Origin of the sequence: Azohydromonas australica DSM 1124, from assembly GCF_000430725.1 — a bacterium.
In the GTDB taxonomy this organism is placed as follows: domain Bacteria; phylum Pseudomonadota; class Gammaproteobacteria; order Burkholderiales; family Burkholderiaceae_C; genus Azohydromonas; species Azohydromonas australica.
Map to the genome: position 1 here is coordinate 110,230 of NZ_AUMO01000017.1, position 20,114 is coordinate 130,343.

General features: G+C 69.1%; 21 protein-coding genes. 7 read left to right on the forward strand and 14 right to left on the reverse strand.

The genetic code is table 11. From position 1 onward, the window contains the following. The 12 genes from H537_RS40270 to H537_RS0100560 form a co-directional block, all read right to left on the reverse strand. Entirely contained in the window at positions 1 to 981 is a 981-nt protein-coding gene (locus tag H537_RS40270; protein ID WP_043457944.1) for a MucB/RseB C-terminal domain-containing protein, read from the reverse strand. 13 nt (positions 982 to 994) lie between these two features. Next, positions 995 to 1,627, reverse strand: coding sequence for a sigma-E factor negative regulatory protein (locus H537_RS0100510; protein WP_169516931.1), 633 nt, complete (start codon positions 1,625 to 1,627; stop codon positions 995 to 997). 41 nt (positions 1,628 to 1,668) lie between these two features. Beyond that, on the reverse strand, positions 1,669 to 2,274 hold the full coding sequence (gene rpoE / locus H537_RS0100515) for an RNA polymerase sigma factor RpoE (protein ID WP_028996340.1): 606 nt from the start codon (positions 2,272 to 2,274) through the stop codon (positions 1,669 to 1,671). A 4-nt stretch (positions 2,275 to 2,278) separates the two neighbouring features. Beyond that, positions 2,279 to 2,662 (reverse strand): hypothetical protein, encoded by a 384-nt coding sequence (locus H537_RS52170; RefSeq protein ID WP_156901241.1) that lies wholly within the window; start codon positions 2,660 to 2,662, stop codon positions 2,279 to 2,281. A gap of 125 nt (positions 2,663 to 2,787) precedes the next feature. Then, on the reverse strand, positions 2,788 to 4,032 hold the full coding sequence (fabF, locus tag H537_RS0100525; RefSeq protein WP_028996341.1) for a beta-ketoacyl-ACP synthase II: 1,245 nt from the start codon (positions 4,030 to 4,032) through the stop codon (positions 2,788 to 2,790). 7 nt (positions 4,033 to 4,039) lie between these two features. After that, on the reverse strand, positions 4,040 to 4,279 hold the full coding sequence (acpP, locus tag H537_RS0100530) for an acyl carrier protein (RefSeq protein ID WP_028996342.1): 240 nt from the start codon (positions 4,277 to 4,279) through the stop codon (positions 4,040 to 4,042). Positions 4,280 to 4,375: 96 nt separating this feature from the next. Continuing rightward, positions 4,376 to 5,125, reverse strand: a complete 750-nt coding sequence (fabG, locus tag H537_RS0100535) for a 3-oxoacyl-ACP reductase FabG (RefSeq protein ID WP_028996343.1) — start codon at positions 5,123 to 5,125, stop codon at positions 4,376 to 4,378. After that, on the reverse strand, positions 5,122 to 6,060 hold the full coding sequence (gene fabD, locus H537_RS0100540) for an ACP S-malonyltransferase (RefSeq protein ID WP_028996344.1): 939 nt from the start codon (positions 6,058 to 6,060) through the stop codon (positions 5,122 to 5,124). The genes fabG and fabD overlap by 4 nt, the downstream gene beginning before the upstream one ends. Positions 6,061 to 6,098: 38 nt before the next feature. Then, positions 6,099 to 7,088, reverse strand: a complete 990-nt coding sequence (locus H537_RS0100545; protein WP_028996345.1) for a beta-ketoacyl-ACP synthase III — start codon at positions 7,086 to 7,088, stop codon at positions 6,099 to 6,101. Continuing rightward, positions 7,085 to 8,140, reverse strand: coding sequence for a phosphate acyltransferase PlsX (plsX, locus tag H537_RS0100550; protein ID WP_028996346.1), 1,056 nt, complete (start codon positions 8,138 to 8,140; stop codon positions 7,085 to 7,087). Before plsX ends, H537_RS0100545 begins: the two co-directional genes overlap by 4 nt. 200 nt (positions 8,141 to 8,340) lie before the next feature. Continuing rightward, entirely contained in the window at positions 8,341 to 8,523 is a 183-nt protein-coding gene (gene rpmF, locus H537_RS0100555) for a 50S ribosomal protein L32 (RefSeq protein WP_028996347.1), read from the reverse strand. A gap of 283 nt (positions 8,524 to 8,806) precedes the next feature. Next, the gene (locus H537_RS0100560) at positions 8,807 to 9,466 is read right to left on the reverse strand and encodes a YceD family protein (protein WP_238446569.1); all 660 of its coding nucleotides are present in this window, start codon (positions 9,464 to 9,466) and stop codon (positions 8,807 to 8,809) included. Here H537_RS0100560 and H537_RS0100565 point away from each other — a divergent pair. Genes H537_RS0100565 through H537_RS0100575 form a run of 3 tightly spaced genes read left to right on the forward strand, consistent with a single transcriptional unit; the run spans position 9,438 to position 12,133 of the window. Next, positions 9,438 to 10,025, forward strand: a complete 588-nt coding sequence (locus H537_RS0100565; protein WP_043457946.1) for a Maf family nucleotide pyrophosphatase — start codon at positions 9,438 to 9,440, stop codon at positions 10,023 to 10,025. The genes H537_RS0100560 and H537_RS0100565 overlap by 29 nt on opposite strands. 48 nt (positions 10,026 to 10,073) lie before the next feature. Beyond that, complete coding sequence (locus tag H537_RS48685; RefSeq protein WP_084150239.1) at positions 10,074 to 11,381, forward strand: capsule assembly Wzi family protein; 1,308 nt, start codon at positions 10,074 to 10,076, stop codon at positions 11,379 to 11,381. Then, positions 11,372 to 12,133 (forward strand): SAM-dependent methyltransferase, encoded by a 762-nt coding sequence (locus H537_RS0100575; RefSeq protein ID WP_375136312.1) that lies wholly within the window; start codon positions 11,372 to 11,374, stop codon positions 12,131 to 12,133. Before H537_RS48685 ends, H537_RS0100575 begins: the two co-directional genes overlap by 10 nt. A 24-nt stretch (positions 12,134 to 12,157) precedes the next feature. Here H537_RS0100575 and H537_RS40285 read toward each other — a convergent pair whose 3' ends face one another. Then, positions 12,158 to 13,627 carry a DEAD/DEAH box helicase gene (locus H537_RS40285; protein ID WP_043457947.1) on the reverse strand — a complete coding sequence of 490 codons (1,470 nt, stop codon included), beginning with the start codon at positions 13,625 to 13,627 and terminating at the stop codon, positions 12,158 to 12,160. Further along, positions 13,572 to 14,756 (reverse strand): MraY family glycosyltransferase, encoded by a 1,185-nt coding sequence (locus H537_RS40290; RefSeq protein WP_084150241.1) that lies wholly within the window; start codon positions 14,754 to 14,756, stop codon positions 13,572 to 13,574. Before H537_RS40290 ends, H537_RS40285 begins: the two co-directional genes overlap by 56 nt. Positions 14,757 to 15,042: 286 nt before the next feature. On the opposite strand from H537_RS40290, the gene H537_RS0100590 reads away from it, so the two are divergent. The 4 genes from H537_RS0100590 to rfbD are packed head-to-tail and all read left to right on the forward strand — an operon-like array spanning position 15,043 to position 20,111. Next, entirely contained in the window at positions 15,043 to 16,926 is a 1,884-nt protein-coding gene (locus H537_RS0100590) for an SLBB domain-containing protein (RefSeq protein ID WP_064735875.1), read from the forward strand. Between the two features lie 18 nt (positions 16,927 to 16,944). After that, entirely contained in the window at positions 16,945 to 18,108 is a 1,164-nt protein-coding gene (locus H537_RS0100595) for a Wzz/FepE/Etk N-terminal domain-containing protein (protein WP_238446570.1), read from the forward strand. A gap of 31 nt (positions 18,109 to 18,139) precedes the next feature. Next, a complete protein-coding gene (rfbB, locus tag H537_RS0100600; RefSeq protein ID WP_028996352.1) occupies positions 18,140 to 19,201 on the forward strand; it encodes a dTDP-glucose 4,6-dehydratase in 1,062 nt (353 codons plus the stop codon). 13 nt (positions 19,202 to 19,214) lie between these two features. After that, positions 19,215 to 20,111 (forward strand): dTDP-4-dehydrorhamnose reductase, encoded by an 897-nt coding sequence (gene rfbD / locus H537_RS0100605; RefSeq protein ID WP_028996353.1) that lies wholly within the window; start codon positions 19,215 to 19,217, stop codon positions 20,109 to 20,111. Positions 20,112 to 20,114 lie beyond the last annotated feature (3 nt).

The window sequence follows — 20,114 nt, forward strand, 5'->3', positions numbered from 1 at the left end:
TCAAGGCCGGCGCGTCAGGCCGGCCGCGAACTTCTGCAGCGTACCCATGGGCACCTCGCCGACCGCCGTCACCCACCATGAGCCCTGGCGCTGCATCAGGGTATGGGTGGCGCCGATGGCGGTCTGCATCGGGCGGTGGTGCTCGCCGCGGTAGGGTTCGATGAACAGCGACACGTGCGTGAGCCCGTCGGCGTACACCACCTGCAGCGTCTCGCCGTTTCGGCCTCCCTCGCCCTCGTCGAGCACGCGCTTGAAGCAGCTCAGCTGCTCGAAACCCGGCACCTCCGGCGCGCTCCAGCCCTCCGCATCGAGCCGCGTGCGCAGTTGCGCCGGACGCAGCACGCGGTAGCCGTCGAGCTTGCGCATGGGGCGCAGCACCGTCTCGGGCTGCGGCCGCACGCCCAGCGTGAGCTCGCTGAAGGCAGCGCTTTCCAGCACGCGGCCGTCCGCGGCCAGCAGGTCCACGCGCAGCAGCAGCGAGGTGTGCGGTTCCATCCACAGCCGCTGGGCGAAGCGCAGCGCGTCGCGCGGGTGCAGCAGGAACACCTGCGTCTCGTGGCCGGCAACGCGGTCCGTGCCCTGCGAGCGCAGCTCGTAGCGCTCGAACACCTGCTCATCGGGCCGTGCGCGCAGCAGCACCGGCATCGCCGCGCCGGGCTCGCGCTGCTCGAACACCGCCAGCCGGCGCTCGGGCCACAGCGTCAGCACTTCGTCGTCGTGGCGGAACACGCGCCGCATCTGGCCATCGAGCATCTCCATGCGCTCGTACTGGTGGCCGTTCTCCCCGTAGTGCGCCACGCGCGAGCTGCTGGCCGTGCCGCCGACGCTGTGCACCAGCGTGCCCTGGAAGTTGCGATGCTGCGCCGCCTCGCGCAGCCGCAGCAGCCAGGCCGCACCGTCGGCCGGCGCCGCGATCAGGGACGGAGCGGCGAAGGCGGCCAGCGCCGGCAGCACCGCATGCACGAACCTGCGCCTGTGCATCGTCGCGGCCGCCTCAGCGCCCGGCGGCAGCGGCCACCGGGACGTGCGCCGCCACCGGCACCGGCATGGCAAAGCTGCTGCCCCACTGCTTGTGAGCCACGAGGTAGCGGTCCAGCCGTGCATCGCGCAGCAGCCGGTCGTCGGCCTGTGCCACGGCGGCCGGCGCCGGTTCCTGCGCCGCGACCGTGGCGGCGCCGGCCGGCTGCTGCGGCGCGGTCTGCGGCGCCTGGGCCAGCACCGCGGCGGCCGGGCTGGACTCCAGCGGCTGCAGCCGCGTGAGCACCAGCACGCCGCCTACGGCCATGGCGCCCGCGGCCACGGCCGAGGCAGCCCAGGCACGGCTCGGAAGCCGGCGGCGGCGCCGCTCGGGCATGGCCACCGGCGCCGGCGCCAGCAGCACCGGCTCGGCCGCCAGGCGCTCGCGCAGCCGCAGCACGAAGGCCGAGTCATGCCCGGGCGGCTGCGCCAGGTCCTGCGAGCGCATCACGTCGCCGATGAGGTGGTAGCTGTGCCAGGCGGCGCGCAGCCGCGGGTCGTGGCGGCAATCCTCGGCCAGCCGCGCCGCGGCAGCGTCGTCGAGCTCGCCGTCCATGAGCGACGACAGCGCCTGCTCGGGTTGCGATGGGTCGTGTCGGTCATCGGGCATCTGGAACTCCATGGCTGCACTCGCGCACTCGGTATGAGGCCCTACCAGCGTTCGTCGCCGCGCGTGCCCAGCAAGGGGCGCAGGCGCTGCGCAATGGCTTCGCGCGCGCGGAAGATGCGCGAACGCACGGTGCCGATGGGGCAGTTCATCACTTCAGCGATCTCTTCGTAGCTCAGCCCCTCGATCTCGCGCAGCGTGATGGCCTGGCGCAGGTCTTCCGACAGGGCATCGATCGCGGCGTTGACCGTAGCGGCCACTTCCTTGCTGGCCAGCACCGCTTCCGGGGTCTCGCCGTCGCTTAGTTCGTTCTCGACGCGGGAAGTTTCCTCCCCGTCGTCTGCCGGCGCGTAAGCCGCCTCGGTCACCAGCGGATCGCGCTTGAGCTCCACCAGCGCTTTCTTGGCGGTGTTGACCGCGATGCGGTAGAGCCAGGTGTAGAAGGCGCTCTCGCCGCGGAACTGCGGCAGCGCGCGGTAGGCGCGGATGAAGGTTTCCTGCGCGATGTCGGCCACCAGGTCGGTGTCGCGCACCATGCGGCCGATGAGCCGCTCCACGCGGCGCTGGTACTTGATCACCAGCAATTCGAAGGCGCGCTGGTCCCCGCGCTTGACGCGCTCGACCAGCAGGGCGTCGGCTTCGGCGCTCATGGCTTCAGGTGTCCTGTCCCGGCCCGCCGGCCGCGGCGTTCGTGGCAGCGCCGTGCACGTACAGCGCGCAGCGCAGCGCGTGCCAGTGCGGACGGTGGCGCGCCTGCGACAGCGCCAGCCAGTGCCCACGCGCGCCGCCCCGCACGGACGGCACGGCCCGGAAGCGCAGCAACAGCCAGGCGCCCAGGTCGATCATCAGCTGCACCCGACCCGCGCGCGGCGCGCTCTCGCCGCGGGCAAGCAGCCACCACTGGGCACCGTCCCAGGCCAGCGCACGGGCCGCGACGCCGCTGCGACGCCACAGCGACCCCGCCACGAGCAGCGCCCCGGCCGCCGCGGCGCCCAGGGCGGCCAGCGGGGGCGCCTGCAGCCACAGGGTCAGCCACATCAGCGGTGTGGCCACCGCCGCGGCACTCAAAAGGCAAAGGCCGACACGCCAAGACGTGTCGGCCTCCAGGGACAGGTGAACGGCCGGGGCCGTGCGCATGCCGCTCGCGAATCGGGCAACGCTGATCAGGCGCGGCGGAACACCAGCGTACCGTTGGTGCCTCCAAAGCCGAAGTTGTTCTTCACTGCCACATCGATCTTCATCGGCCGCGCCTCGTTGGCGCAGTAGTCCAGGTCGCACTCCGGGTCCTGGTTGAAGATGTTGATGGTCGGCGGCGAGATCTGGTTGTGCAGCGCCAGCACGGTGAACACCGACTCCACGCCGCCAGCGCCGCCGAGTAGGTGGCCGGTCATCGACTTGGTCGAGTTCACAACCAGCTTCTTCGCGTGGTCGCCGAAGGCCAGCTTGATGGCGTTGGTCTCGTTCTGGTCACCCAGCGGCGTCGAGGTGCCGTGCGCGTTGAGGTACTGCACGTCCTCGGCGTTGATGCCGGCGTTGCGCAGCGCGGCCTTCATCGAGCGCTTGGGGCCGTCGACGTTGGGCGCCGTCATGTGGAAGGCATCGGCACCCATGCCGAAGCCCACGAGCTCGGCATAGATCTTGGCGCCACGCTTTTTGGCGTGTTCGTACTCTTCCAGCACCAGCACGCCCGCGCCCTCGCCCAGCACGAAGCCGTCGCGGTCCTTGTCCCAGGGGCGCGAGGCCGTCTTGGGATCGTCGTTGCGGGTGGACAGCGCGCGCGCCGCGGCGAAGCCGCCGACGCCCAGGGGCGACACGGTGCTCTCGGCACCGCCGGCCACCATCACGTCGGCATCGCCGTACTCGATCAGGCGCGCGGCCTCGCCAATGCAGTGCAGCCCAGTGGTGCAGGCAGTGACGATGGCCAGGTTGGGTCCCGTGAATCCGAACTGGATCGACACGTGGCCCGAGATCATGTTGATGATCGAGGCCGGCACGAAGAACGGGGAGATGCGCCGTGCGCCGCGCTCCCGGTAGTCCTGGTGCGTCTGCTCGATCATCGGCAGCCCGCCGATGCCCGAACCCACCATCACGCCGATGCGCTCGGCGCTTTGCTCGTTGAGCTCCTCACCGGTGGGCAGCCCGGCATCCTTCACGGCCTGGATCGACGCCGCCATCCCGTAATGGATGAAGGTGTCCATGTGGCGCGCTTCCTTGCCGGGGATGTAATCCTCCACATTGAAGCCGCGCACCTCGCCTGCGAAGCGGCAGGACAGCGCCGACGCGTCGAACTTCGTGATGTGGTCGATGCCCGAACGGCCGGCGATGAGGTTGGCCCAGCCTTCGGCCACCGAGTTGCCGACCGGGCTGATCAGCCCCAGCCCGGTGATGACGACGCGACGTCGGCTCATGCTTCGGTCAGCCCTTGTAGTTCTTGCTGGCGTAGTCGATCGCCAGCTGCACCGTGGTGATCTTCTCGGCCTCTTCGTCCGGAATCTCGATGCCGAACTCGTCTTCCAGAGCCATCACCAGTTCCACCGTGTCGAGCGAGTCCGCGCCCAGATCGGCCACGAAGGCCTTCTCGTTGGTGACGTCGGGTTCGGGCACGCCGAGCTGCTCGGCAATGATTTTCTTGACACGTACTTCGATATCGCTCATTGACTCCTCCAGGGGGGGATTGCTCAAACGGCCCGGATTCTACGCGTCCGAGGGGGTCGGCCCCCTTGACGCCCCGTCGGGCCCACTCGGTGCTATTCAGTGCATGAACATGCCGCCGTTGACGTGCAGCTCGGTGCCGGTGATGTAACCCGCCTGCGGCGAGGCCAGGAAACAGACGGCATCCGCGATCTCCTGCGGCTGCCCCAGGCGGCCCAGCGGGATCTGCTGCAGCAGCGCGGCCTTCTGCGCCTCGGGCAGCACTTCGGTCATGTCGGTGGCGATGAAGCCCGGGGCCACGCAGTTCACCGTCACGCCGCGGCTGCCGAGCTCGCGCGCCAGCGCGCGCGTCATGCCCGCCACGCCGGCCTTGGCCGCGGCGTAGTTGGCCTGCCCCGGGTTGCCCGAAGCGCCCACCACCGAGGTGATGTTGACGATGCGGCCATAGCGCTGCTTCATCATCGGACGCATCACGGCGCGGCTCAGGCGGAACACCGCCTTGAGGTTCGTGTCGAGCACGGCGTCCCAGTCGGCGTCCTTCATGCGCATGGCGAGCTGGTCGCGCGTGATGCCGGCGTTGTTGACCAGCACGTGCAGGGCACCCTCGGTCTTGACGAGGGTCTCGATCGCAGCGTCCGTGCCGGCGGCGTCATTGACGTCCAGCGCAATGCCGCGGCAACCGGGGAAAGCCGCCAGCGCCTCGGAGATGGCCTGGGCGCCGGACTCGGTCGTGGCGGTGCCGATGACCTTCATGCCGGACTGCGCCAGCGCCACTGCGATGGCACGGCCGATGCCGCGCGAGGCGCCCGTGACCAGGGCGACTTGTTCGTTGAGAGCCGGTGCGCTCATGCCAGGAATCCTTTCACCTCGGCCAGCGAGGCCGGATCGAACAACGCCGCGCCCTGCAGTTCGGCGTCAATGCGCTTGACCATGCCCGCGAGCACCTTGCCCGGGCCGCACTCGACCACGTGCGTGATGCCGCGGCCCTTGAGGGCCTGCACCACCTCCACCCAGCGCACCGGGCCGAAGGCCTGGCGGTAGAGCGCATCGCGGATGGCCTCGGGCTCCACGGGGGAAGCCACGTCGATGTTGTTGACCACGGGGATCGCGGGCACGGCCAGCGCCACGCTGGCCAGCTTCTCGCGCAGACGCTCGGCCGCGGGCTTCATCAGGCTGGAGTGGAACGGCGCGGACACCGGCAGCGGCAGCGCGCGCTTGGCCCCCTTGGCCTTGAGCACCTCGCAGCCCTTTTCCACGCCGGCCTTGGAGCCGGCGATCACGGTCTGCTTGGGATCGTTGAAATTGACGGCTTCCACCACTTCGCCGCTGGCCGCGGCGGCCTCGGCGCAGCCCTCACGCACCGACTGCGCGTCCAGGCCCAGGATGGCAGCCATGGCGCCGGTGCCCACGGGCACGGCTTCCTGCATCGCCTGCGCGCGCAGCCGCACCAGCGGCAGCGCATCGGCCAGGGTCAGTGCACCGGAAGCCACCAGCGCCGTGTACTCGCCCAGCGAATGGCCGGCCAGTGCCTGTGGCTGCGCACCGCCCTCGGCCAGCCAGGCGCGCCAGCAGGCGATGCCGGCGGTGAGCATGACGGGCTGCGTGTTGGTGGTGAGGTCGAGCTCGGACTTGGGCCCTTCGTGGATCAGGCGGGCGACATCCTCGCCCAGGGCCTGCGAGGCCTCTTCGAGCGTGCTGCGCACGGCCGGGTGGTCGCCCCAGACGTCGAGCATGCCCACGGCCTGCGAGCCCTGGCCGGGAAACACGAAAGCGAACGAAGTCATCACGAAAAGCGAAGTGAGTACTGAAAACCTGGCGCGGATCAGAAGTCGATCAACACCGCGCCCCACGTGAAGCCGCCACCCACGCCTTCGAGCATGAGCGTGTCGCCACGCCGGATGCGGCCGTCACGCACGCCGGCGTCCAACGCCAGCGGAATGGAGGCGGCCGAGGTGTTGCCGTGCTGGTCCACGGTGACGATGACCTTGTCGGCCGGCAGCTTCAGCTTGCGGGCCGTGCTGTGCATGATGCGGATGTTGGCCTGGTGCGGGATGAGCCAGTCAATGTCGGCTTCGGCCCGGCCGGCCTTGGCCAGCACGGAGTGCGCCACCTCGGCCAGCACGCTCACCGCGAGCTTGAACACCGCCTGGCCGTCCATCTTGAGCAGCGGGTCGCCAAGCACCTGGCCGCCCGCCACCGTGCCCGGCGTGCACAGGATGTCGGCATGGCGCCCGTCGGCATGCAGCTCGCTGGTGAGGATGCCCGGGCGCTCGCTGGCCTCCAGCACCACGGCGCCGGCACCGTCGCCGAACAGCACGCAGGTGGTGCGGTCGTTGAAGTCCAGGATGCGCGAGAACACCTCGGCGCCGATCACCAGCGCCCGCGTGGCGCTGCCGGCACGGATCATCGCGTCGGCAATGGACAGGCCGTAGACGAAGCCCGAGCACACGGCCTGCACGTCGAAGGCCGCGCCGCCGTGGATGCCGAGCTTGCGCTGCACCAGGCAGGCCACCGAGGGAAAGACCATGTCCGGCGTGGACGTCGCGACGATGACGAGGTCGATCTGCGCGGGCTCCAGTCCGGCGGCTTCGAGCGCATGGCGTGCAGCCTGCGCGGCGAGGTCGCTCGAATTGACGCCGGGGTCCACGAAATGGCGCGCGCGGATGCCGGTGCGTTCGACGATCCAGTCGTCGGAGGTCTCGATGCCGCGCTCGGCGAGCTGGCGCACCAGGTCGTCATTGGTGAGCCGCCGAGGTGGCAGCACGCTGCCGGTGCCGGCGATGCGGGAGTAGCGGGAGGCGTTGGAAGTCATGCAGCGTGAACCGCCGGGCTTGGCGCGACTGCGGTCGCGGCCTGCAGCGTGCCCAGGATGCGGTCGTGAACCCGGTCCAGCAGCCGGTTGCGGGCGGCATCATAAGCGCGTGCCAGGGCATTCTCGAAGGCGAAGGCATCGGCCGAGCCGTGGCTCTTGAACACCAGCCCACGCAGCCCCAGCAGTGCCGCGCCGTTGTAGCGCCGGTGGTCCACCCGCGCCTTGAAATGATTGAGCACCGGCATCGCCGCCAGCGCTGCCAGTCGCGTGAAGGCGTTGCGCGTGAACTCCTGGCGGATGAACTCCGCCAGCATCGCTGCCAGGCCTTCGGAAGCCTTGAGCACCACGTTGCCCACGAAACCGTCGCACACGACGAGGTCGGTGGTGCCCTTGAAGATGTCGTTGCCTTCGACGTTGCCGTAGAAGTTGAGCTGACCAGCGGCAGCCGCCGCGCGCAGCAGCTCGGCGGCCTGCTTGATGGTGTCGCTGCCCTTGATGGCTTCCTCGCCGATGTTGAGCAGCCCCACCGTGGGCTCTTGCTTGCCTTCCACCGCCGACACCAGCGCGCTGCCCATGACGGCGAACTGCAGCAGGTGCTCCGCAGTGCAGTCCACGTTGGCACCCAGGTCGAGCACGGTCGTGTAACCGTCGCGGCGGTTGGGCAGCACGGTGGCGATGGCCGGACGGTCGATGCCCTGCAACGTCTTGAGCACGTAGCGCGCCACGGCCATGAGCGCGCCGGTGTTGCCGGCGGACACGCAGGCGTCGGCACGTGCACCTTGCCCCTCGACTGCCTTGAGCAGCGAGATGGCCACGCGCATGGACGAATCCTTCTTGCGCCGCAACGCCACCTCGACCGTGTCGTCCATGGTGACGACCTCGGTAGCGGTCACGAGCGTGCAGCGCTCCCAGTCCCGAGCAGGAGCCAGTGCCTGTTCAGTGCCCACGAGCAGCAACTCGGCATCCGCATGCCTGCGCAGAAAAGCTTGGCAGGCCGGCAGCGTGACGGCAGGTCCGTGGTCGCCGCCCATGCAATCGACGGCCAGACGCACCCGGTCAAGTGCGGCGTGAGACGATGGGGACACGAGAGGATCCAGAAACGGCGCCTGTGTGCTGGATAGCAATGCCACCAATGACGGCAAGCGCAATGCCAGCGGACATAGGAATGCCCGGCGGCACTGGACGCACCAGCCGGGCAGACAGCAAGCGAAACCGATGCGGCGGCCGGATCAGCCGGCCACGCGCTTCAGGATCAGGCGTCGGACTTGGTGGCGAGCACCTTGCGCCCACGGTAGAAACCGTTGGGGCTGATGTGGTGACGCAGATGCACTTCGCCGGTGGTGGGCTCGAGCGCCGTACCCGGCTGGGTCAGGGCGTTGTGCGAGCGGTGCATACCACGCTTGGAAGGGGACTTCTTATTTTGCTGAACGGCCATGTTGGATTCTCCTGCGCTCTTGCCGAGCAGAACCTGCGCCGGCCGGAAAAGCACCGGACCCGAATGCAGAGACGGCCCCACGCAACACGAAGCGGATGAAGTGACCGAAAGCAAGCCCTGCACAAGACTGACATGTCCAGCACAACGCTTTTTTCGGTTCTCTCCGCCTTCCGATTACGCCACCCGACCAACGGGTAGCGCCATGGGGCACCATTGAACGAAGCCAGCAAGTATAGCAGCTGAGCGACTCAAGCCCAAGAGCTGGTCTTTGCGGACGGTCAAATCAAACGTCTTCGCCACCCTGCCCATCCGGGCGGCGGCGCAAGCGCGCCAGCGCGGCAAAGGGATTCTCGCGCTCGGGCACCGGCTCCTCCTCCTCGGGCTGGGCAGGAACGTGCAGCGGCTGCGGACACTGCTCGTGACGCGGCACCAACGGCAGCGCAAGCAACAGTTCGTCCTCCACCAGCGAACGCAGGTCGAAAGCGCGCTCCAGCACCAGCACGTCGTCCTCGCTTTCGGCATCCAGCCGTGCCGCCTCTTCCTCACTGCGCACGAAGCGCAGGCTGCGCTGCAGTGACAGCGGCAGCGTCACCGGCTGCAGGCAGCGCTGACACTCGCGCCAAACCTGGGTGCGAGCTTCCAGATGCACCCATCGCTCGGGCTCCAGCGCCCCAGGCTTGCGCATTTCACCTGCGGCAGACCACTCCACCTCGCCTTCGGGCGGCGGCGCTTCGGCCGGCCAGCCATCGAGCAGCCGTTCGAAGTCGGCCAGCGGCCAGCCGCCCTGCAGCGCGGCGCCGTCGGCGGTGAAGTTTTCAAGGTCCAGGCGCAGGGGATCGTGGGAACGGGCTTTCATCCCGGGCAGTTTACGAGGGCGCACAGAACCTTCCGGGCCGGGTGGGACAATCCGCCCGATGAATCCGCCCCTGATCCTGGCTTCCACGTCACGCTACCGGCGCGAGCTGCTGCAGCGCCTGCGACTGCCCTTCACGATCGAGTCCCCGCACACTGACGAAACCCCGCTGCCTGGCGAAGCCCCGGCCGCGCTGTCGCTGCGCCTGGCGCTGGCCAAGGCACAGGCCGTGGCCGCGCAGCATCCTGAGGCAGTGGTGATTGGCTCGGACCAGGTGGCCGACCTGCACGGCCAGCCCATCGGCAAGCCTGGCGACTTCGAGCGCGCCGTGCAGCAGCTGCGCCGCATGAGCGGTCAACAGGTGGTGTTCCAGACGGCCGTGGCAGTGGTGCGGCGCGACCGCAGCTTCGAACGCGCGCTGCTGGCCCCCGTGGCGGTGACATTCCGCACCCTGTCCGATGCGGAGATCGAGCGCTACCTGAGCCTGGACCAGCCTTTCGACTGCGCTGGCAGCGCCAAGAGCGAGAGCCTCGGGGTGGCACTGCTGGAACGCATAGACTCGGATGACCCCACTGCGCTGGTGGGCCTCCCCCTCATGCGCACTTGCCGGTTGCTGCGCGAGGCCGGCATCGACCCGCTCTCCACCTGACTCCCCTGGCCGCCAAGACGGCCCATTTTTGTTCTTTGATCTGCCCGCATGCCTCTTCTAACTCGCTCTACCCTTCTGCACAGCGCCCTGGCGCTGCTGGCCGGCGCCGCCACGTTGCCCGCGCAAGCCGGCTTGTCGCTGGATCAGGCACTGGCGCGGCATCAGCAGCTCCTGGCTGCGGACGCCGGTGCACAGCCCGGCGTGACCGAGGCGCTGCCGCCCGTGCCGAACGGGATCCTGCTGGTCGGCGGCAACTCAATCGACAGGCTGCCGCAGCTGCTGGCATCTCCCCTGGGTTTGGGCGGTAGCGGCCTGCGTCTGGCACACACGCTTGCCGACGGCCGCGAGGGCTTGACCGTGCGCCTGGGACTGCTGGGCAGCGACGAAGCGGCACGCCACTGGACACTGGAAGGCACGGAGCTGGCCCTCCGGGCCGGACCAGGGGAAGCCTACGCCTCGGTGCAGCGGCGCCACTGGGGTCCCTCCTGGACAGGCAGCCTGATCCTGGACGCCGCCGCACCGGCCGTGGCGGCTGTGGGCTGGCGCAAAACGTCGACCACCGCCTTCGAAACGCCCTGGCTGGCCTGGCTGGGACCGTGGAACGCGGACTTCTTCATCGGCGGTCTGGCCGGCCACACCCAGCCCGCCCATCCTTATCTCGTCGGCATGCGGCTGCAGATCCAGCCCCTACCCTCGCTGCAGCTCGGCGCATCGCGCACGCTGCAGTGGGGCGGCCGCGGACGCGATCAGAGCTTCAGCTCCTTCGCGCGCGGACTGCTGGGGCGAGACAACCAGGACGACAGCAACACCCAGCCCGGCAATCAGCTCGCCGGCTTCGATGCGCGCTGGCACACCTCGATCGCGCAGAGCCAGCAGCTGGCGATCTACGGGCAGCTCACGGGCGAAGACGAAGCCGACTACCTCCCAGGCAAAAACATGAAGCTGGCTGGCCTGGAATGGTCGCTGCAGAGTGCGGGCCACAGCCTGCGGCTGTTCGTGGAACGTGCCAACGTCGTCGCCGGCCTGCCAGGTGTGGCCTACCGGCACCACATTTATCTTCAAGGCTATACGCAGGACGGGCGACCGCTGGGCCACCCTGCCGGCGGCGACACCAAGCTCACCAGCGTGGGAGCCGTGCTAGACATGGGCAATCTCAGCGGCGAGCTGGTGGCGTACGACGGCCGTGCCGAGCCCACGGCACAACGGCTAGTCGCCGGCTCCGTCAGCGGCGTCAACGCGGCCCTGGCTTGGCGTGCACGCAGCGACCAGACCGTGGGCCTGAACCTGTGGAGCGGGCGCGATGGCGGCGGCCGTGACAGCGCGGCGCAGCTGTGGTGGCAATACGCATGGCGATGAAGGGCTGCCTATTGCTCGTGCCGTGCCCGCTGGATTTCGGCGGCACGGACACGGCCCCCGACATCCGGCAGACGCTCCCGCAAGGCGCGCTGGAAGCGGCAGCCGGACTGCAACACTGGGTGGTGGAAAACGCACGTACGGCGCGCGCCGTACTCAAGCGCGTAGGCGCCGTGGTGCCACTGGCCGTACCGCTGCAGCAGCTGCACATGGTGGAGCTGCCGCGTCCGCCCAAAGGCCGACAGGCGCAGCCGGCGCCGGACCTGCGCCCGCTGCTGCAACCGGCCCTGCAGGGTCACGACATCGGCCTGATGTCCGAAGCCGGCATGCCGGCCGTGGCGGATCCAGGCGCGGCACTGGTGGCCGCGGCACACGCACTGGACATCCCCGTACGGCCACTGTCCGGACCCAGCGCGCTGCTGCTGGCGCTGGCGGCCAGCGGGCTCAACGGCCAGAGCTTCGCCTTCAACGGCTACCTGCCGGTGGACGCAGCCGAGCGCGCCACGCGCATTCGCGAGCTGGAAGCGCTGTCGCGCCGCGCCACGCAGGCGCAACTGCTGATCGAGACGCCCTACCGCAACGAGGCCATGCTCAGCGCGCTGGTGACGACGCTGCAGCCGTCCACGCGGCTGTCTGTGAGCTGCGGCCTGACGCTACAGGCCGAGTGGTCGCGCAGCGACACCGTGGCGCGCTGGCGCGCGCAGCCGCGCCCGCTGCCCAACGACGTACCGACGGTATTCGTGTTCCAGGCCTGAAGGCCACCGCCCCAAGCGGCGACTTCAGGCGGCCGACGCTTCGCTCTTCTTGGCGCCGAAGAGCGCAGCGATCTTCTTGCGTGGCTTGAGGTGCAGCGAGGCACCGGGCTGCACCGAAGGCGCACCCTGCTCCCAGGCTGGCGTGCCGGACGTGACGCTGGGCTCGTAGGGGCGGTCGAAGAAGGGGTCCGCGGAGGCGGTCGCGCCGCGGCGCGGCGCCGGAGCGCTGCGTTCCGCACGGCGCGGCTCCGGCCGCTCTTCGACCGACACGGGTCGACGCGGACGGCGCCAGCGGTCTTCGTCGAGCTCCAGCGGTTCCAGCTCAATCTTCTTCTTGATGAGCTTCTCGACCTCGGCCACCAGCCGCGCGTCCTCGCGCGCCACCAGGGTCATGGCCAGACCCGAGGCGCCGGCACGGCCCGTGCGGCCGATACGGTGCACGTAGTCCTCGGCGTTGAAGGGCACGTCGAAGTTGAAGACGGCGGGCAAGTCGGCGATGTCCAGGCCGCGCGCAGCCACGTCGGTGCACACCAGCACGTCCACCTCGCCGCGCTTGAAGGCTTCCAGCGCCTTCAGGCGCTCGTCCTGCGACTTGTCGCCGTGCAGCGCATTGGTGCGCAACCCGTCGCGCTCGAAGGAGCGCGCCAGCCGCGCGCAGCCGAGCTTGGAGTTGACGAAGACGATGGCCTGCCGGATCTCGCGATCTCGCAGCAGCTTGAGCACGGCGCGGCGCTTGTCGTCGGCATCCACGCTGTAGAAGCGCTGCTCCACGGTGGAGGCCGTGGCGTTGGGCCGCGCCACTTCCACCAGCAACGGATCCTGCAGATAGCTTTCGGCCAGGCGCTTGATCTCAGGCGAGAACGTGGCGGAGAACAGCAGCGTCTGGCGCGTCTTGGGCAGGTAGCTCAGGATGCGCTGCAGATCGGGCAGGAAGCCGATGTCGAGCATGCGGTCGGCCTCGTCGAGCACCACGTACTCGACCTGGTTGAGCACCGCATTCCTGGCCTCGATGTGATCCAGCAGACGCCCGGGCGTGGCGATGAGCACCTCGACGCCGGCCTTGAGCTCGGCAGTCTGGGGCTTCATGTCCACGCCGCCGAAAACTACGGCTGCACGCAGCTTGGTGTGGCGGGAGTAGGCCTTGACGTTGTTGGCGACCTGGTCAGCGAGCTCCCGGGTGGGCGCCAGCACCAGCGCGCGCACCGGGTGGCGGGCGGGCGACATGCTGCTGTTCTCGTGGCGCAGCATGCGCTGCAGCAACGGAATGGAGAAGGCGGCGGTCTTGCCGGTGCCGGTCTGGGCCGCGCCCATCACGTCACGGCCGTCCAGCACCACCGGAATGGCCTTTGCCTGGATCGGCGTCATCATCGCGTAGCCCTGGTCGGCTACGGCACGAAGCAGCTTGGGATCGAGCGGGAGGGTGTCGAAGCGCGCCGCCTCACTGGGGGCGCTGGGTGCGGCAGCCGGTGCCGCGGTTGGCGTGAGATCCATCATGTCGCGCAATTATCTCCGCTGCAGCACGGGCACGTTCGCGGGAACGGCGCAAGACCATCCAGCGCGGAGCCCTGAAACGCACGATGCGCCAGTACAGCGTGACGTAGCTCACGCCGAACAGCACGATGCAGCCGCCCAGCATGACGGTGTTGTCCCACCACAACATGGCCGGCACGACCGAGAGGCTGCACAGCAGCCACAGGTAAGGCGCGGTCATGGAATTGCGCCGGGTGAGTTCACGCGCGGTGCGCTCGCCAGCGGCCCAGCGCAGCAACCGGCGGTAGATCAGGCTATGCAGGTGCACACCGTCGGGCATGCCCACTGGCCGCCCCTGCAGCCACTTGCGCCGGTACATCGAGAACACGGTTTCGAACACAGGATAGATAACCAGCGTCAGCGGGAACATCGGCGACACCTCGGGATTGCGCGCCAACAACAGGATAGACAGCTCAGATAAATAAAAGCCCAGGAAATAGGCGCCGCCATCGCCGAGAAACACCAGCCCGGCCGGGTAGTTCCAGACGAAGAACCCCAGCACCGCGCCCATGCCCACCAGTGCCATCATGGCCACGAGTTGATCGTTCACGGCAAAGCCGACGTAGGCCAGGCTGCCCAGCATCATCAGCACGCACATCGACGACAGGCCATTGAAACCGTCGATCAGGTTCACGGCGTTGGCAATGCCCGCCACCGCCAGCACCGTCAGCAGCAGCGCGCCGAGCCAGAACGACACCACCCAGTCCAGACCGGGGATGTCCGTGCGCCGGATCAATGCATCGAGCAGCCAGCCTGCCAGCGCGGCCGACACTGCAGTGAACAGTAGCCGCTCGCGCGGGCTCACACGCTTGGTGATGTCTTCCACGATGCCTGCCCCGAAGGCCGGCACGGCACACGCAAGCAGCAGCAATGCCGTGCTACCGACACGATGGTCCTGCCACCACAGCACCAGCGCTCCCACCGTCACGGCGCACACGATGCCCAGGCCGCCCACGCGCGGTACGGAACGGGCATGGAATTTCTGCGGTCCGGACTCGTGGTCATTGACCAGATGCCCATGGGAATGGGCCAGCCGGATCACCGCCATGGTCAAGAGAAAAGCTACGGCAAATGTGATCAACAGCATGCTCATGGTGATAATTATGCGTTCTTGCGGCGGTGCAGCAGTCAACAGACGTGCGTCCAAAAGGTCCCCCTTGACCTCCCGCTAGAATCCGCGCCGCCTCCGGCGCTGCCACGGGCAGCAGAATTTCCTGCCTTTGCCTCCGGGGTGCTTACCTCCCCGCGCTGCTCCCGTCATCGGACCCATGACACTTTTCCCTCGCCTGCTCTCTGCCACCTTTTCTCATCGTCTGCGTCGTGCTGTGGGTGCGGCTCTGCTGGGATGGACCGCGGCGGCATCGTCGTGGGCGCAAAACGTGCCTGACGTCGGCAGCGCTGCAAACGCAGGCCCCATCAGGCTGCGCCAGCCGATCGCGGGCACGGACCAGCGCGACCCGCGCGGCACGACTGCCAACACCACCGACACGCTGCAAGACCCGATGCTGTTGCAGCGTCTGCAACGCGATGCTACGCCGGCTTACCAGCCGGGTGAATTCGAGTTGTTCGTGCAGCGTCTTGTTGCGACGCCGCAACGCAATAACGGCGAGCGCACGAGCCCCAACGGCCGCTCGCTGGAGGATGAAACCCATCTTGGGATAGCCGAGACGCCTGTCATTCGCCGCTTCGGCGCAGAGCTGATGACGCGCGTCGACGATCCCGGCAGCGTGGATTACAGCCCCCAGGTGCCGCCGGATTACCTGATCAAGAGCGGTGACGAGATCGTCGTCACGCTCTGGGGCTCGGTGGATGCGGATGTGCGCGTCGTGGTGGACCGCAGCGGGCGCATTAGCATCCCGCGCGTGGGACCGGTCCTGGTGGCGGGGGTGCGCTATGCCGAGCTGCCCGATGTGCTGCGCCGCCGTGTGGGGCAGGTGTTCCGCAATTTCGAGCTAAGCGTGTCGCTGGGCCAGCTGCGTGGCGTGCGCGTGTACGTCACGGGCTTCGTGGGGCGGCCCGGTGCCTACAGCGTCAGCAGCCTTTCCAGCATCCTGAGCTCGCTGCTGCGCGCTGGCGGGCCTTCGGCCGCGGGCAGCTTCCGCGATATCACGCTGCTGCGCGGGCGCCAGGTGGTGGCTCGCTACGACCTCTACGACTTCTTGCTGCGCGGCGACCGCAGCGCCGATGCGCTGGTGCAGCCCGAGGACGTGATCCACGTCGGCGCCGTGGGGTCGCAGGTGGCCGTGATCGGCAGCGTCAACCGCCCAGCCATCTTCGAGCTCAAGCCCGGCGAAACCGTGCAGGACGTGCTGAACATGGCCGGCGGCTTCACGGCCGTGGCCGACCGCAGCCGCTTGGCCGTGGAGCGGCTGCAGCAGCGCAGCGGCGAGCGCATCGCCGAAATGCAGCTCCCGCAAGGTGCCCGCCAGACGCTCAGCCATGGCGACGTGCTGCGCGCCTTCAGCGCCGTCAATTCGCAGCTGTCCGTGCAGCAGCAGAACAAGCGCGTGCGCGTGGAAGGCGAAGTGGCGCGCCCGGGCGAGTACGTGTTGCCGCCCAACAGCTCCGTCGACGACGCGCTGCGCGTGGCCGGTGGCCTGAGCCCCTCGGCCTACGTCTTCGGCACCGAGTTCAGCCGCGAGAGCGTGCGCCGCACGCAGCAGGAGAACTACGAGCGCGCGCTGCGCGACATGGAAACCGAGTTCGCCCGCGCCACTACCACACAGCGCACCAGCAACGCTGACGAGGCCGCTGCGCAGGCAGCGCGCTCGGCCTCCATCTCCCGGCTGGTGGAGCGGCTGCGCGCGGTCAAGCCCACGGGGCGGGTGGTGCTGCAGATGGACCCCGGCAGCAGCACGCTGCCGGACCTGGCTCTGGAAGACGGTGACCGGCTTTACATCCCGCCGCGCGGCACCTCGGTGGGCGTGTTCGGCAGTGTGTTCAACGCCGGCAGCTATCTCTGGAACGACGGCCGCTCGATCAACGACTACCTGCGCCTGGCCGGCGGCCCCACGCGCGGTGCCGACCGCGGCAGCGCGTTCGTGGTACGCGCCAACGGCAGCGTGGTCAGCGCGCTGCAGGACAGTGGCTGGTTCGGCGGCAGCCGTTCGCTGGAAGGCCTGCGTGCCGAGGCGGGCGACACCATCTTCGTGCCTGAGGAGCAGAACAAGGTCACCTTCATCCAGTCCGTCAAGGACTGGACGCAGATCCTCTACCAATTCGGCCTTGGCGCGGCAGCCCTGCAAGCCATCCGCAACAACTGATCCGCTATGCGACACGACATGATGGCCGACCCTGTGCTCGACGCGGACGATGAGGAACGCGGCTTGGGATTGCTGGACCTGGCGGTGCCGCTGGCCGAAAACCTGCGATTGCTCATTGCCGGCCCGCTGCTGGCCGGACTGGTGGCGCTGGGCATCACCTTCGTCATCGCGCCCACCTACACCGCCCGCACCACTTTGCTGCCGCCGCAGCAGCAGCAAAGTGCCGCGTCTTCCGCGCTGGCCAGCCTGGGAGCGCTCTCGGGCTTGGCCGGCCTGGGTTCCAGCATCAAGAGTCCGGCCGAGCAGTACGTGGCGCTGATGCAGAGCAACACCGTCACCGACCGCCTCATCGACCAGTTCAAGCTGATGGACGTCTACGAGGCGAAGTTCCGGGAAGATGCCCGCAAGCGCCTGGCGACCAACGTGCGCATCAGCGTGGGCAAGAAGGACGGTCTGCTGACCATCGAGGTGGACGACACGAGCCCGCAACGCGCGGCCGAGCTGGCCAATGCGCACGTGGAAGAGCTGCGCCGCATCAGTAGTGGGCTGGCGCTGTCGGAAGCGCAGCAACGGCGCGTGTTCTTCGAGAGCCAGCTCAAGCAGACCCGCGACCGGCTCACCAGTGCCCAGCAGGCGCTGCAGGCCAGCGGCTTCACGGAAGGCGCGCTCAAGGCCGAGCCTAGGAGCGCCGCGGAGGGCTACGCCCGGCTGCGTGCCGAGGCCACCGCCGCGGAAGTACGGCTGCAGGTGCTGCGGCGCAGCCTGGCGGACAACGCCCCGGAGGTGCAGCAGGCGCAAGGAACCCTGAATGCATTGCGCTCGCAACTCGCCCAGGCCGAACGCAGCAACGAGGTCGGCAACAGCAACGGCGCCGACTACGTGAGCAGGTATCGCGAGTTCAAGTACCAGGAAACGCTGTTCGATCTCTTCGCGCGCCAGTACGAGGCCGCCCGCGTGGATGAGGCGCGCGAGGGCGCGCTGGTCCAGGTCGTGGACCCGGCGCTGCAGCCGGAGCGAAGGAGCAAGCCCAAGCGCGCCCTCACAGCCGTGGCCACCACGCTGATCACCCTGCTGCTGCTGGCAGGCTTCGTCATCGTGCGGCACTTCTGGCGCCGCGCCGCCGCCGAACCTCAGAACGCCGAGAAGCTGACGCAACTGCGTTCGGCGCTGCGCCGCTCCTGACCCTCCCCCGCTCGTTGCCCATCTGATCGACATGACCATCCTCGTCACCGGCGGCGCCGGCTTCATCGGCAGCAACTTCGTGCTCGACTGGATCGCGCAGGTTGGTGAACCGGTCGTGAACCTCGACGCCCTCACCTACGCAGGCAACCTGCGCAACCTGGCTTCGCTGCAGGGCGATGCGCGCCACGTCTTCGTGCAGGGCGACATCTGCGACCGCGCGCTGGTGGATCGGCTGCTGGCCGAGCACCGGCCGCGCGCGGTGGTGCACTTCGCTGCCGAAAGCCACGTGGACCGCAGCATCCACGGCCCCGGCGCCTTCATGCGCACCAACGTCGAGGGTACCTTCACGCTGCTGGAGGCCGCGCGCGCCTACTGGAACACGCTGCAGGGCGAGGACAAGGCGGCCTGGCGCTTCCTGCACGTCTCCACCGACGAGGTCTACGGCAGCCTGGCGCCCGACGCGCCAGCCTTCACCGAGGAGCACCCCTACGAGCCCAACAGCCCGTACTCCGCGAGCAAGGCCGCCAGCGACCACCTCGTGCGCGCCTGGCACCACACCTACGGGCTGCCGGTGCTCACCACCAACTGCTCCAACAACTACGGCCCCTATCACTTCCCCGAGAAGCTCATCCCGCTGATGATCGTCAACGCCCTGGCGGGCAAGCCGCTGCCGGTGTACGGCGACGGGCGGCAGATCCGGGACTGGCTGTACGTGAAGGACCACTGCTCGGGCATCCGCGCCGTGCTGGCCGGGGGCCGCGTGGGTCAGACCTACAACATCGGCGGCTGGAACGAGCAGGCCAACATCGACATCGTGCACAAGGTGTGCGCGCTGCTCGACGAGCTGCGTCCCGACCCGGCCGGCCACTATGCACGGCTGGTCACGCACGTGACGGACCGCCCGGGCCACGACCGCCGCTACGCCATCGATGCGCGCAAGCTCGAACGCGAGCTGGGCTGGCGCCCGGCCGAGACCTTCGACAGCGGCATCCGCAAGACGGTGCAGTGGTACCTGGACCATCCCGAATGGGTGGCCGAGGTGCAGAGCGGCGCCTACCGCGACTGGCTCGCGGCCAACTACGCCACGCGCTGAACGGGTGGCGGACATGAAGATCCTGTTGCTGGGCAAGAGCGGCCAGGTGGGCTGGGAGCTGCAGCGCGCGCTCGGCGTGCTGGGCGAGGTCGTGGCACTGGACCACGAGGGCGCGCCGGGCCTGTGCGGTGACTTCCGCGAGCCCGAGGGCGTCGCCGCCGCCGTGCGCAGCGTGCGCCCGGACCTCATCGTCAATGCCGCGGCCCACACCGCCGTGGACAAGGCCGAGAGCGAGCCGGCGCTGGCGCAGCTGCTCAACGCCACCACGCCCGGCGTGCTCGCGCGCGAGGCGGCGGCGCTGGGCGCCTGGCTGGTGCACTACAGCACCGACTACGTCTTCGACGGCTCGGGCCAGGCCCCGCGCGACGAGGACGCGCCCACCGCTCCGCTGAGCGTCTACGGCCGCACCAAGCTCGAAGGCGAGCACGCCATCCGCACCAGCGGCTGCCGGCACCTGATCCTGCGCACGAGCTGGGTCTACGCCGCGCGGGGCGGCAACTTCGCCCGCACCATGCTGCGCCTGGCGGCCGAGCGCGAGCGGCTGACCGTGATCGACGACCAGATCGGCGCGCCCACCGGCGCGGACTTCCTGGCCGACGTGGCCACGCACGCCGTGCGCGCGGCGATGGCCAACCCCGCACTGGCGGGCACCTACCACGCCGTGGCCGCCGGCGAGACCAGCTGGCACGGCTACGCGCGGCTGGTCATCGAGTGGGCCCGCGCCCGGGGCCTGCCGGTGAAAGTGGCGCCCGAGGCGGTACTGCCCATTGCCACCAGCGACTACCCCACCCCGGCACAGCGGCCGCTGAACTCGCGGCTGGACACGCGCAAGCTGCAGCAGTCTTTCGGCCTGCGGACCCCGCCGTGGCAGCAGGGGGTGGAGCGCATGCTTTCCGAGGCATTCGCCTGAATT